This window comes from Paenibacillus mellifer (assembly GCF_023195895.1).
GTDB lineage: Bacteria > Bacillota > Bacilli > Paenibacillales > Paenibacillaceae > Fontibacillus > Fontibacillus mellifer.
Genome location: NZ_JALPRK010000012.1, coordinates 108,631 through 121,891, shown reverse-complemented (window position 1 = coordinate 121,891; position 13,261 = coordinate 108,631). Strand labels below are relative to the sequence as shown.

Sequence of the window (13,261 nt, the reverse complement as noted above, 5' to 3'; positions counted from 1 at the left end):
ATTTCCTCCCTTTTGTGTTCTTAATATACATAAACTGAGACAAGCCCAGTTTATTTCGGATTATCCTTTGACTGCGCCTACAGTCAAGCCGGAGATGAAGTATCGCTGGAAGAAGGGATACGCAAAAGCGACCGGGAGCACAATCACGATGGCCACCGCCATACGAGCGGATTCTTTAGGCATCGTAGCAACCAGCTCGGCATAACTAATCCCCAAACTTGAAGCGTTTCTTGCCAGCGCGTCCACATTGCTCATCAAGTTATTCAACAGTGCCTGCAACGAATACAGGTCCTGATTGTTGATGTACAACATTGATTGGAACCAGTCATTCCAGTAACCAAAACATAGGAACAAACCTATCGTTGCGATGACCGGTAAGGAGATCGGTAAAATGATGGAGAAGAAAATGCGTAACTGGCCTGCTCCATCGATTTCCGCGGATTCGATTAATCCGTCCGGAATCGTGCTTTTAAAGAAGGTCTTACAAATAATGACGTTAAAGGAGGAGACCGCCAGCGGCAGAATCAGCGACCAAACGGTATCTTTCAACCCGAGCAAATTCGCATTGATGTAGTAGCTCGAGACCAACCCGCCGTTGAACACCATTGGAATAAATACGACCCACGTCAGGAACCCCTTCAACTTATAGTTCGGCCGAGAGAGAACGTACCCCATCGAGGTAGTGAGCAGAATCCCCAACACGGTTCCAACGATCGTGACAAAGACGGAGATCCCCAATGCCTGCAAGATCATCGTTCCCTGCTTCGCGATATACCCGTAGGCATCCCCTGAGAAGGCCGTTGGGATCAAGTGATAACCGTTCTCCCGAATCGAGTCTTCACTGGACAGCGAGACGGACAAGACCACGAGCATGGGCAGGACACAAATCACCGCAAGGAAGAAGAAGAGGAGATGGAGGAGTATATTCACCCCTTTACTTGGACGATTAAAGCGATCCAGGCCGCTCTCGTAAACTGTTCTTGTTGCCATAAACGCACCTCCTTAGATCATCGCGCTATCCGGATCGATTTTGCGAACCGTCCAGTTCGCCGCTAGAATCATCAGACAGCCGAGAACCGATTGCACGAAGGCAGCTGCCGAAGCCATGCCCACCGTCGCCGTTTTCAACTGCTTGTAAACCAATACGTCAATCGTCGTGGCCACATTAAACAGGGAATTGGAGTCCCTCGGCACCTGGAAGAATAACCCGAAGTCCGTGTAGAATATTCGTCCCACCGCCAAGATAAACATCATCACGATAACCAGTTTCATCAGCGGCAACGTGATAAACCGGGTTTGCTGCCAGAGCGTAGCGCCATCGATCACGGCCGCTTCATAGTAGGTCTTATCGATCCCGGCGATCGTCGCCAGATAGACGACCATTCCATAACCTAGCCCCTTCCAGATATTCATGAAGATCAAGAAGTAAGGCCAATATTTCGGTTCCATGTACCAGTTGACCGGCTCATTTCCCCAATTCACCAACATTTGATTGAGAATCCCCTTATCGAAGCTTAAGAACGCCCAACCCACTGCGGAGACTACAACCCAGGAGAGGAAATAGGGCAGGAACATCATCGTTTGATAGGCTTTCCCGGCCCGGCGGTTGTGGAGCATCCCGATCATCAAGGCTAAAGCCACGGGGATCACAATCCCAAGGACGATAAAGATCAGGTTGTACCCGATGGTGTTCCGAATAATGATCCAGGCATCGTTCGACTTGAAGAGGAACTCAAAGTTCTTAAGGCCTGCCCAGGGACTGTTGAATACATTACTCAGAAACCCACCGGTTATTTTGAAGTTCTTAAAGGCGATAATGATGCCGAACATCGGCAGGAAACTGAACAGAATGTACCAAAGGGTTGTTGGCAAAGCCAATAACGTCAGCTCCGTGTCTTGTTTGCGCCAACGTGTGTGTAAGCGCTTTCTGTTTTCCTTCGACTTCATGTTCCGTCACCTCTTTCCCTCAGCGTGTACTGCTCTGTATAATCTCATTTTATCGGGAATACAGCGCTTACATCCAGACTATAAACTTGATACTATAGTCAACAAACTTTAGATTTATACACAAAAATAGCCCGCTCAATGAGCGGGCTTGATATCATACCTAGTAGATTATTGATTGCGGATCATGTAATCGAAGGCGCCCAAGGCCGCTGTCGCGCCTGAACCCATCGAAATAATGATTTGCTTGTAAGCCGAGTTCGTGCAATCGCCGGCCGCAAATACGCCTGGAAGGGTTGTTGCCCCACGGTTGTCGACGATAATCTCGCCCACCCGGGTACGTTCCAGCGTGCCTTCCAGCCATTCCGTATTCGGCACAAGTCCGATTTGAACGAATACGCCTTCCAGCTCGAGATGCTTCTCTTCGCCGCTTTCCCGCTCGATGTAGGTCACTCCGTTCACCTTGCTGTCCCCCGTAACTTCCTTCACTTGCGCGTTCTTGATTACGGTGGTGTTCGGCAAGCTGTTCAGACGATCCTGCAAGACGGAGTCGGCTTTCAGTTCAGGCATGAATTCAAGTACGGTCACATGCGATGCCACGCCCGCCAGGTCGATGGCTGCCTCAACGCCGGAGTTGCCTCCGCCGACGACAGCGACACGTTTCCCTGCGAACAACGGACCATCACAGTGCGGGCAATACGCCACGCCCTTATTCTTAAATTCCGCTTCGCCCGGTACATTCATGTTGCGCCAGCGTGCCCCGGTGGACAGGATAACCGTTTTGCTCTTCAGCACCGCACCGTTCTCCAGCTCCACTTCGATCAGGTCCTTCTTCTGAAGGCCCTTCGCCCGCTGCGACATCATGATGTCGATATTGTATTCCTTCGCGTGTTCTTCCAGATTGGCCGCAAGCTTAGGCCCTTCCGTATACTTCACGCCGATTAAGTTCTCAATGCCAAGGGTGTCGTTCACTTGTCCGCCGAAGCGTTCAGCAACGATCCCGGTACGGATGCCTTTGCGTGCTGCATAAATCGCCGCACTGGCGCCGGCAGGTCCGCCCCCTACAACGAGAACGTCGTAAGGCTCTTTGCCTTCAAATGCCGTCGTGTCCGACGAGCCCAGTTTCCCCAGAATATCCTCGACAGACATCCGGCCGTTACCGAACAGCTCCCCGTTCAGAAATACGGTCGGCACCGCCATGATCTCTTTGCTATCAACTTCATCCTTGAAAGCCGCGCCGTCGATCATCGTGTGGGAAATGCCTGGATTCAGTACGCTCATCAGGTTCAACGCCTGAACGACGTCCGGGCAGTTATGACAAGTCAAGCTGACATAGGTTTCGAAGCGGTATTCGCCTCGAACCCCCTTAATTTGATCTATGATGTGCTGTTCAACCTTCGGAGGTCTTCCGCTGACTTGCAACAAAGCCAGTACCAGGGAAGTAAACTCATGGCCCAGTGGAACACCGGCAAAGGTGATGCCGGTCTCTTCCCCAACGCGATTCACGCTAAAGCTTGGGGTTCTGGGTAAAGTCGTTTGCTTGACGGTAATTTTATTCGACATGCTGGACAACTCGTTCACGAGGTCCAGCATATCGTTCGAAACCGAGTCGGTTCCGGCACTGACTTTCAGCAGAACATCCCCTTCCAGAAGTTGAAGGTATTGCTCTAATTGTTGTTTAATGTCTGCATCCAGTTTCATATTTCTCTCTCCTTAGATCTTGCCAACCAAATCAAGGCTTGGTTTCAAGGTAGCGGCTCCTTCTTTCCATTTCGCCGGGCAAACTTCGCCTGGATGGTTATGAACGTATTGAGCTGCTTTGATTTTGTCGATCAATGTGCTTGCATCGCGTCCAATTCCGCCAGCGGTGATTTCGATGGCCTGGATCACGCCGTTCGGGTCGATGATGAAGGTACCACGGTCAGCTACACCTTCTTCTTCGATCAGAACATCGAAGTTACGGGAGATCGTGTGGGATGGGTCGCCGATCATAATGTAAGTAACCTTGCCGATCGCTTCAGAGCTGTCGTGCCAAGCTTTGTGCACGAAGTGGGAGTCGGTCGATACGGAATAGACCTCAACGCCAAGCTCTTTCAAAGTAGCATATTGATCCTGCAAGTCTTCCAGCTCCGTAGGGCATACGAATGTGAAGTCAGCTGGATAGAAGCATACAACGCTCCATTTTCCTTTGAAGTCGGCGTCGGAGACGTCGATAAATTTCCCGTTGTGATAAGCTTGAGCTTTAAAAGGCAATACTTCTTTTCCAATCAATGACATGATTTGAACTCTCCTTTGTTTTGGTTTCAGCAGTTATTTATATTAATTATTATATGCGAACCATTCTCAACGTCAATCTACTTCACCAAGTCTTCATAATTAATATACCCGGGATGCTGGAATATAACCGTTAGGGCAGGAGTTTCACAAATTAGACATTCGGCTTGCAAAGAAGGAAATTTATCGATTTTTGTCGAATATGATTAAATGCATCTTGGTTGCACAGCTTACTAGAGAGGATTGATAGGGTCTAATGATTACTTCGAGTGATTTTAAGCAATTCCTGCAAAGAAAAAATATCTCTATGGAAGAAATCCACGAAGAGGATGGATTTGTCTTCTTTCGGAGACGGGAAGCGATCGAGAATGGCGGGAGTGTGTTATTGATTGTCGCTTTTAACGAATCCAGCATCGACTTCCGGATTTATGATATCGCCAACATTCAGAATCCGTTGAAGAAAGAAGCGGCCCTCCAGCTCATTAACGAATTGAACATGACGTATCGCTACTCGAAATTCACCTTAAGCGAGGGACGTGTTGATCTATCCTACTCGTTAAGCAAACACTTCCCAACTGATGCGCAGGACCTGTTTGATATTCTGGTCATGTTATTGGATTGCGCGACGGATACGTATCCGAAGTTCATGAAATTGCAGTGGTCATAAACCTAAAAGGCTTCGGACCGGGAAGGCGGTCTGAAGCCTTTTTCCTTACGTTTCAAGCCTTCGTTTCCGTTTGAACGGAAGGAACAGACCCATCGTCGCTCTAATGATGCGGTATCGGAGTTTAAATGGATGGGGAACCGCCTGCTTATTTTCCTTCAGATAACTAAACGCCGAACGGTTTCCACGTCTTGAGTTACATTCGCTGCACGAGGCAATTAGGTTATGGGGTAAATCCGAGCCGCCTTTGCTTGAGGGAATGAGATGATCTACCGTCGTTGCGGGGGCACCGCACCATAAGCAGGTGTAATCATCTCGTCTCAAGGCAATCTTCCGATACTCCCGAAACAAGAACGGGTTGTAGAGCAATTGGATGGTCTGCTCGTCCAGCCAGACAGCCCGTTCCCGGTTCACCTCCCGCCAGGCGCGATCCAGCGTGCACGGGGTTAACTGCCGGCCATCCAGATTCAGTACGGTGATCACGTGATCCCTCCCAGGCTCCAATCAGGAGGTTACTCCTTGTTTAATTTTCACATAAGGACGCATCAAATAACTGGCTACTTTCAAGGGATTGATTCGTTTGGCAAAATACAGCTTGTTCCCCAGAGGTCCATCCAGCACCCGGACAATCCGATCCAAATCGGCATTGTCGAGCTGCTCCATCGCCCGGCGCAGGACCAGCGAATGCTCGTAACTTTGGCGAAAAGGCGCCGTCAGTTCCTCGTAATTGCCGAGTCCGCATAGATCATATGCCGCGAACACTCCGGTCAGCAGCGCCACATATTGTCCAAATCCCAGAAATGGCATCAAGCTGCCAAAGCAATTTCCTACATAGAAGGTGTTGCCGATCCGAGCCCTGTTGCACATCCCCATCGGGTAATGCGTGATTTGAAATTCGTCGGTCACTGGAAGCTCCTGGCCCAGCTCGGTTCGAACCTTTTGGTAGTAAGGCTCCCAGAGCTTCTCAAGCTCCACTCCCCGGTTTTCAGGGATATCAGGGATGCCGATCACCACATTCGCTTCAGTCTCGGAAAAGGGAAGGAGATAACCATACCCTTTTGGCGCTAGGTCGTAATCCATCCAAACCTTCACCGCATAGCGGTCGAAGCGTCCCTCAACGGTTGCCCCTTTCAACGATACGGTGAGATCTTCTCGGAAGTTGTGGGTTTTCTTCGCATAGTCTCCATCCCCCGTTGCCATGACCACATGGGTATAGTCTGCCAGCAGCTGTTCATAGGTTTCTTCCGAATGAAAACGGATGGGCGATTTCACTTGCCGGCTGAGCTGGGCTTCGAACGAATCTTCTTCTCTCCCGCGGATATTGAGGAAACCTAACGGCCCCTTCAGAACGGCCTTCTCCCGCTGGGAGTGGATCGTCATCTGCTCAATGCTCGCAGTCGGGTGAAGATAAAGTCCATATTCCTCGGAAAACTTAGCGATCACATCCTGACCCGGCCGCGAAAAAATAGAAAGAAGCGCCTCCGCATTCACAAACCGGTCGCCGACTCGGCTCCGTTTCTCAAAGATGACCGGCTCGATGCCGTTTCGTTCCAGTGTAATCGCGCAGGCCAAGCCGGATAATCCCGCTCCCATAATCGCTACTTTCATCATCAATTTCACCCAACTTGTCATGTAGTAACTTTAGGGTTTCTCAATCGGATTCAGGCATACATGAGGGGGCATGGGACTTAATCCCACACGATCAAAAAAGCACCCTTGCGGGTGCTTAACTCATGTGATTCATTTGAAGCGGCGCCTGCGCGGGATTCTCCGTCTCATTCCCCTGCGCTTGGATTTGATCCTCGCCTTCAAAATCCTCGTCCGGCTGGTAATACTCCCGGAGTTCATCCTCAACCGTTCCCTCCGCCAATGGGACACAATGACGATAAGCGGCCCGGCAAATCACGTGAGCCGCCACCGGCGCGGTGAGGAACACGAAGAAGATACCCAGGATCAGACGGATGCTGAAATACCCCTCGGAAATTAGAAAATACAATAAGGTTCCGACCAACGCGCACAACACGCCCAAGGTCGAGCTCTTGGAGGCAGCGTGTGATCGGGTGTATACATCGGGTAACCGAATAATGCCGATCGCACTGATCAAGCTGAAGACGGCTCCCAGGAGAATCAGGATGGCTCCAACCACTTCACCGCTTGCGCTCAATGACAGCCCCCCTTTCCATAAACCGGGCGAAGGCGACCGTCCCGATAAACGATAATATCCCGATCAGCAGGATCAAATCGAAGAAGGCATGGGTATGCAGCAGCACGGAATAAACCGCAATACTCGCGATCAAATTAATGCCCACAGAGTCCAGCGCCTGAACCCGATCCGCACTGGACGGCCCCTTGACGACACGGTACAAGTTGAACAAGATCGCCGCCAGCAGCAGAACTAAGGCGAGGATTAGGATCGTATTGAAGATCATTTTCGGGTCACATCCTTTATCGCTTTTTCGAACACGGATTTCGATTTGATGACAGATTCCTTGGATTCCGGCATATTCAGCCCGTGAATGTACAACGTCTTCGCATCAGGGGTGATATCCATCACGACCGAGCCCGGCGTCAGGCAGATCAGGAGCGAGAGGAGTGTGATCTCCAGATCCCCCTCCAAATCCGTCTCCACCTTGAAGATCCCCGGCTTCACGTCCACCTTCGGCCGGAGCACATGCTTCATGACCATCATCGATGAAGTAATGAGTTCATGAATGAAGATGATAAACAACTTACCGACCGCAGCCAACGTAAAGACATAGAATGGCTTCTTAAAGAACCGGCGTATGCAGAGTAAAATAAACAACCCCACGATATACCCGCTGATAAAGTTTAAGACGCTCATGTCATCCTTCAGGAACATCCACAGGTAAGCGATAACGATATTGAGCAGCACTTGGACGGGCATGGCGGACTCCCCCCTTTTCTATTTCATTACGGCTTGGATGTACCGATTTGGATCGAGCAATTCTTCTGCCGCTTGGGCAACATACGGGGCAATTCCTTCCGCCCCAATCCCCAAGGCAAGGCTGGCGAAGGTGAGTAGCGCGATCGGAAGCAAGAGCCCCTTCATCGATCCCTTCTCCTCGTCCTCACACAGGACCGTCTCTCCCCAGAATACGTTCATAAACAATTTGATCATGGAAAATAGGATAAACAAGCTGGCCGCAAGCCCTATGGCCCCAAACCCGTAATACCCGGCCTCGAAGGTCCCTTGAATCGTAAACACTTTACCGAGAAAACCGCTCAGCGGAGGAATGCCAACCATCGAAAGTGCTGCGATCAAGAACATCCAGCCCAATGCGGGGTGAAGCCGGATCAAGCCGCTGATGTCTTTCAATTGGCTGGTTCCCGTTAAGTGGATGACCGTACCGCCAATGAGGAAGATCAGGGCTTTAATGAGAATATCGTGAAGCAGATAGTAGATCGAGCCTGCCATCCCTTCCGGTGTGGAAGAGACGAGCCCCAGCATGATAAAACCGACGCTGATTACCACGTTGTAGGTTAATATTTTTCGGATATCCCCAAACCCGACAGCGCCCAGTCCCCCTAAAATCATTGTTGCCGCTGCCATCAGCCCGATCAACAGATGCGTGATTTGCGGTTCATGATAGAAGATCAGCGTGAACATCCGAAAGATGGCGTAGATCCCCACCTTCGTGAGCAGCGCCGCAAAGATGGCCGCAATCGCTGTGGGCGGTACGCTGTAAGACCCCGGCAGCCAGAAGAAGAGCAACAACCCGGCTTTGAGGGCGAACACAATCAGAAACAACAAGGCTACCGTCGTGATCAACCCATCCTGGCCTGCCTCCGCAACCCGGAGCGATAAGTCTGCGAGATTCAGCGTGCCCGTGATCGAATACAAATAGGCTACTCCCATCAAGAAGAATGCCGATGCGATCACATTCGTGAAGATATATTTCAGCGACTCCCGCAGTTGCCGCTTCGTTCCGCCCAAGGTGATCATCACATAAGAAGCAACCAGGAACACCTCGAAGAAGACATATAAATTGAACAAGTCCCCGGTTAAGAACGAACCGTTCACTCCGGTAATCAAAAACAGATATAAAGGATAGAAATAGAGCTTCTCCGGTTTCCGGCCGATCGTAGGAAAGGCATAGATGAGACAGCAGACCGAGACGATCGAGGTCGCGAGCAGCAGCAAGGCGCTGAACATATCGCCGACGAAGCTGATCCCATACGGCGCTTCCCAACCGCCCAATTGCAGCGTCTGAATGCCGCCCTCCTTGATCTGAACCATCAGCAACACGGAAATCACACCTACAGCCAATAAAGCAAGCAAGCTTAGCGTCCGTTGCAGTTTGATGTTTTTTTGAAAAATGATCAAAAGCATCCCCGTTAATAGAGGAATAACCACCGGAGCAATCAACCCATTATTCATTCTCATGTCCCCTTAACTGCTCCATGTCATCCGTCCGGAAGTGCTGATAGGCCCGGTAACATAAAACCAAGACTAGTGCCGTTACGGCGAAATTGATTACGATGGCCGTTAGGATCAAAGCCTGGGGCAGCGCGTCCGCAAAGCCAACCTCTCTCTCTCCCAGAAGAGGGGCACTCCCTTTCTTCAAGCCGCCGGAGGTGATGATCAATAGATTCACGGCATGACTGACGATGGAGGCTCCCAGCACGATCCGCAGCAATTGTTTCGATAGGATCAAATAGGTTCCGATCGATACTAAGATCCCGACGAGTATGACGATGAGCGTCTCCATATTATCGATCCTCACTTATGCTTAGAATGATGTTGACCGCTGTCCCGATGACCGCCAGAGCCACCCCCGTGTCAAAAATGAGGGCGGAAGCCAGTTCGGTATCCCCGAAGATCGGCAGGTCGACATGGCCAAAGGTCTGGGTTAAGAATGGCTGGCCGAAGACCACTCCCGCCATTCCGGTTCCCACCGCAATCAACACGCCGATGGCGGCTAGCTTCTTGAAGTCCAGCCGGATGTTCTCTCTGACCTTCTCGATGCCAAAAGAAAGGTAAAGCAGCACGATGGCGGAGGCCGTGCTCAACCCGCCGATAAACCCGCCTCCCGGATGGTGGTGGCCGTTCATGAACAGATAAATGGAGAAGGTCAAGATGATCACGGCGGCGACGCGGGTTACGCTTCTTAAGATCACATCATTCGGTTTCATTGGACTCCCTCCTTTTGACACGCTGATGAACCAAGAGATAGACCCCTAGCCCGGCGATCGTCAGCACGGAGATCTCCAGCAAGGTATCAAAGCCGCGGAAATCTACCAGGATGGCGTTCACAATATTTTTAGCGCCGGCCAGCTCATACGCATTTTCAAAAAACGCAGTGATCGGCTCAAACAGCTTATGTCCGTTTGCGGATAAGGCCAACAGGCTGACCGTCAGTCCCATCGCCAACGAGATGATGACATTCGTCAACTTAAAGGATATGCGTTCGATGTTCTTCTTCAGCTTCGGCAAATGATAGAAGCACAACAAGAACAGGACTGTCGTCACCGTCTCCACCACCATTTGAGTCAGAGCCAGATCCGGAGCTCTGAAGATGACGAAAAACATCGAAATCATATAACCCATCGCCCCTAATGCTACAATCGCGATAATGCGATTGCCGGCCATCAGGACCGTGATAGCTGCGATGATCATGGCGATCACGAGCCCCGCTTCGAAGAACCCAATGGGCGCATCCTGCGAGAAATCAAAGTGCAAGCCATAGAGCCCGAGCAGCGAACTAAGCAGCAGAAGCACAAAAAACGAGAAGATATAAATCAGATAATGTCTCAGCGAACCGGTCATATACCGATTCGTCAGCGAGCCAGAGAGCTTCTCCGTCCCCTCAATGCCTCGGTTAAACCAATGGGATAACATCAACCCCTGCGGGAAACCTCGTAGGGCCACGATCCATCGCTTCGCGGTCTTAAAGAGCAGCAACCCGAAAATAATCACGCTAAACGTCATCAACAGTTCCAGATTCAGCCCATGCCACGCGCTGATTTTGAGGTCGTACGGCGTCACGTCCATCATCGGTAACACCGCGGTTAAAGCCGGGGTGAGAATCAATTTCCCGAGTACATTAGGGAAGAAGAAGATGAGGATGACGAGGGCGCCCAATACGAGGGGCGATATCAGCATCCCCAAAGGTGCCTCATGCACTTCTCGCGTCAATTTTTCGGGGCGGAATCTTCCTCCAAAGGTTTTGAAGATAAAGATCATACAATATACAAACGTAAAGATGCTGGCCACCCAAGCGATGATCGGGAACCCCACACCGATGCTGCCAAGTCCGAAGATCCCGGCTTGGGATACCTCATTCACCGCCCCAAAAAACATTTCTTTGCTCAAGAAACCGTTGAATGGCGGCAACCCCGCCATCGACAAACCGCTGATCAACGCGATCGTGAACGTGATGGGCATCACCTGCATTAACCCACCCAGGAAGCGGATATCTCGCCGGCCCGTTTCATGGTCAATAATGCCGACGACCATAAACAAGCTTCCTTTAAAGGTGGAGTGATTAAATAGATGAAAGAGCGCCGCGAAGGTCGCTACCGTAAAGACCGTACCGCTCTCCCCCGGACCAAAGTAGACCGCAAGCGACCCCACTCCAAGCAGGCACATGATCAACCCCAGCTGGCTAATCGTCGAATAAGCTAATAATGCCTTAAGGTCCGTTTGTCTTATCGCCGTCAATGAACCGTACAGCAATGTAATCAGACCCACGCCGGCAACCAGCCAGAACCATACGGAGCTGCCGCCGAAGATTGGCGTCATGCGTGCGACCAAATAAATGCCCGCCTTGACCATCGTTGCGGAGTGCAGGTAGCTGCTCACCGGAGTTGGGGCTTCCATCGCATCCGGCAACCAAATGCTGAACGGGAACTGCGCGGATTTCGTAAAGGCCCCCACCAAGACACACAGCATGGCCGGAAGGAACAATTCATGATTTTGGATGACGTCCAGATTGGCAATCAACTCCCGGATGCTGTAGGTGTCGGCCATCAGGATCAGCATAATGAACCCGGCCAACATCCCGAACCCGCCAAAGACGGTAATCAACATGGCCTTCAAAGCACCTTGACGCGAGCTTCTTCGTTCATACCAATAAGAGATCAGCAGGAAGGAAGAGACGCTTGTTAACTCCCAGAATCCATAGAAGACCAACAGATGGTCCGAGAACACAACGCCAAGCATGGCTCCCATAAACATAAGCAGGTAAACATAGAAGTTATGAAGAGCCTCCCGCTCCTTGGACATATAGAAGATGGAGTAGAGAATCACCAATGCTCCAACGCCAGAGATGAGCAAGCCGAACAAGAGACTCAGCCCATCCAGATAGGAGGTCAGGTTAATCTCCAAAGTCGGAATCCACGGCAAGGTATACCTATAAGTTTCCCCGGCTGCCACGGAGGGTATATATAGCAGTAAATAGATAAAGATCGACAGAGGTACTAGCAGGACAAACCATCCGGTATGTATTTGACGATTCAAATACTTGTATAGAAACGGGACGATGATGGCAAAGATGAACGGCAGGAAAATGAAAGCATAAAATGGTACCAAGCGCACTCCTCCTTACTAGAAAATGATTCCTGGTAATTAAGGTTTGACTCCGAATGGAACATCAATTATAGTCTTACGTAGTTTACATGAAGCTCTACTATAAGCCTTGAGGTGAAAAGTTCGAAATGGATACTCCGTGTAATGAGAGCATTTTAGTTTGCGTTTATTATGGTCCCAACGGGGAACGACTAATCAAACGCGGCTGCAAGATCGCTAACCTGATGCAGGCTCCACTCTATATTTTGACCATTGATCCTAAGCCCTTCGATGAACTGGATGCGGAGAAGGTCTTCTATATCGAGCAGTGGAAAGAGTATGCGAATACTCATGCCACGGCCCAATTTATGATGAAGGACAATGAGAGCCGCCCTGTCTCCAAGGTCATTGCCGAAGTTGCCAGGGAGAACAACATTACGCAGATCATACTAGGGCAAACCGCCCATAGCCGTTGGGAACAAATCACGAAGGGATCCATCATTAATGCTTTGGTCCGGGAGATCCCTTTCGTCGACCTGCATATCATTTCGGTCGCCCGTTATATCCGGGATGAAGAGGGAATTTATGAAAAGGGAATTCGCGCTTATTTGATCAAAGATGGGGATCGTTATAACCTAAGCTTCAACCACCATAAAGATACCTTGTATGAAGGTATATTCTTTAAAGAAGCCGATACCGACTTCAATCATGGGATTTTTCGCTTTATGAAGGACGACGAGACGCTTCAGGTGCAGGTGACAGAAGGCATCGTCACAGAACTGAAGAACGTGGACCTTCAAACCGCGATGATTCGGGATAACGCGGATGAATCGTAAATCGAGGGAATTCTG

15 protein-coding genes are annotated in these 13,261 nt (G+C 50.4%); 2 read left to right on the top strand and 13 right to left on the bottom strand.

Annotation, left to right across the window (positions count from 1 at the left end):
- Positions 1-60 precede the first annotated feature (60 nt).
- From M0651_RS14225 to ahpC, 4 genes are all read right to left on the bottom strand, one after another.
- On the bottom strand, positions 61-990 hold the full coding sequence (locus M0651_RS14225) for a carbohydrate ABC transporter permease (protein WP_248552411.1): 930 nt from the start codon (positions 988-990) through the stop codon (positions 61-63).
- 12 nt (positions 991-1,002) lie between these two features.
- Positions 1,003-1,947 carry an ABC transporter permease gene (locus M0651_RS14220; protein ID WP_248552410.1) on the bottom strand — a complete coding sequence of 315 codons (945 nt, stop codon included), beginning with the start codon at positions 1,945-1,947 and terminating at the stop codon, positions 1,003-1,005.
- Between the two features lie 168 nt (positions 1,948-2,115).
- Positions 2,116-3,645: an alkyl hydroperoxide reductase subunit F gene (gene ahpF / locus M0651_RS14215; RefSeq protein WP_248552409.1), complete on the bottom strand. Its 1,530-nt coding sequence runs from the start codon at positions 3,643-3,645 to the stop codon at positions 2,116-2,118.
- A gap of 12 nt (positions 3,646-3,657) precedes the next feature.
- A complete protein-coding gene (gene ahpC / locus M0651_RS14210) occupies positions 3,658-4,221 on the bottom strand; it encodes an alkyl hydroperoxide reductase subunit C (protein WP_248552408.1) in 564 nt (187 codons plus the stop codon).
- A 253-nt stretch (positions 4,222-4,474) separates the two neighbouring features.
- Here ahpC and M0651_RS14205 point away from each other — a divergent pair, with 253 nt between their 5' ends.
- Positions 4,475-4,885: a type III secretion system chaperone family protein gene (locus M0651_RS14205; protein ID WP_248552407.1), complete on the top strand. Its 411-nt coding sequence runs from the start codon at positions 4,475-4,477 to the stop codon at positions 4,883-4,885.
- Positions 4,886-4,930: 45 nt separating this feature from the next.
- Here the strand turns inward: M0651_RS14205 and M0651_RS14200 are convergent, their stop codons facing one another.
- The 9 genes from M0651_RS14200 to M0651_RS14160 form a co-directional block, all read right to left on the bottom strand.
- Positions 4,931-5,365 (bottom strand): HNH endonuclease, encoded by a 435-nt coding sequence (locus M0651_RS14200; RefSeq protein ID WP_248552406.1) that lies wholly within the window; start codon positions 5,363-5,365, stop codon positions 4,931-4,933.
- Between the two features lie 21 nt (positions 5,366-5,386).
- Positions 5,387-6,490 (bottom strand): NAD(P)/FAD-dependent oxidoreductase, encoded by a 1,104-nt coding sequence (locus M0651_RS14195; protein WP_248552405.1) that lies wholly within the window; start codon positions 6,488-6,490, stop codon positions 5,387-5,389.
- 118 nt (positions 6,491-6,608) lie between these two features.
- Positions 6,609-7,046, bottom strand: coding sequence for a Na+/H+ antiporter subunit G (locus tag M0651_RS14190; RefSeq protein ID WP_248552404.1), 438 nt, complete (start codon positions 7,044-7,046; stop codon positions 6,609-6,611).
- The gene (locus M0651_RS14185; RefSeq protein ID WP_248552403.1) at positions 7,030-7,311 is read right to left on the bottom strand and encodes a Na(+)/H(+) antiporter subunit F1; all 282 of its coding nucleotides are present in this window, start codon (positions 7,309-7,311) and stop codon (positions 7,030-7,032) included. The genes M0651_RS14190 and M0651_RS14185 overlap by 17 nt, the downstream gene beginning before the upstream one ends.
- Complete coding sequence (locus M0651_RS14180; RefSeq protein WP_248552402.1) at positions 7,308-7,787, bottom strand: Na+/H+ antiporter subunit E; 480 nt, start codon at positions 7,785-7,787, stop codon at positions 7,308-7,310. The genes M0651_RS14185 and M0651_RS14180 overlap by 4 nt, the downstream gene beginning before the upstream one ends.
- Before the next feature lie 18 nt (positions 7,788-7,805).
- On the bottom strand, positions 7,806-9,281 hold the full coding sequence (locus tag M0651_RS14175; RefSeq protein WP_248552401.1) for a Na+/H+ antiporter subunit D: 1,476 nt from the start codon (positions 9,279-9,281) through the stop codon (positions 7,806-7,808).
- A complete protein-coding gene (locus M0651_RS14170; RefSeq protein ID WP_248552400.1) occupies positions 9,274-9,612 on the bottom strand; it encodes a Na(+)/H(+) antiporter subunit C in 339 nt (112 codons plus the stop codon). The genes M0651_RS14175 and M0651_RS14170 overlap by 8 nt, the downstream gene beginning before the upstream one ends.
- 1 nt (position 9,613) lies before the next feature.
- Positions 9,614-10,036: a Na(+)/H(+) antiporter subunit B gene (locus M0651_RS14165; RefSeq protein ID WP_248552399.1), complete on the bottom strand. Its 423-nt coding sequence runs from the start codon at positions 10,034-10,036 to the stop codon at positions 9,614-9,616.
- Positions 10,023-12,434 carry a Na+/H+ antiporter subunit A gene (locus M0651_RS14160; RefSeq protein ID WP_248552398.1) on the bottom strand — a complete coding sequence of 804 codons (2,412 nt, stop codon included), beginning with the start codon at positions 12,432-12,434 and terminating at the stop codon, positions 10,023-10,025. The genes M0651_RS14165 and M0651_RS14160 overlap by 14 nt, the downstream gene beginning before the upstream one ends.
- 125 nt (positions 12,435-12,559) lie before the next feature.
- Between M0651_RS14160 and M0651_RS14155 the strand changes: the two genes are divergently transcribed.
- Positions 12,560-13,246: a universal stress protein gene (locus M0651_RS14155; RefSeq protein ID WP_248552397.1), complete on the top strand. Its 687-nt coding sequence runs from the start codon at positions 12,560-12,562 to the stop codon at positions 13,244-13,246.
- The last annotated feature ends 15 nt before the right edge of the window (positions 13,247-13,261 follow it).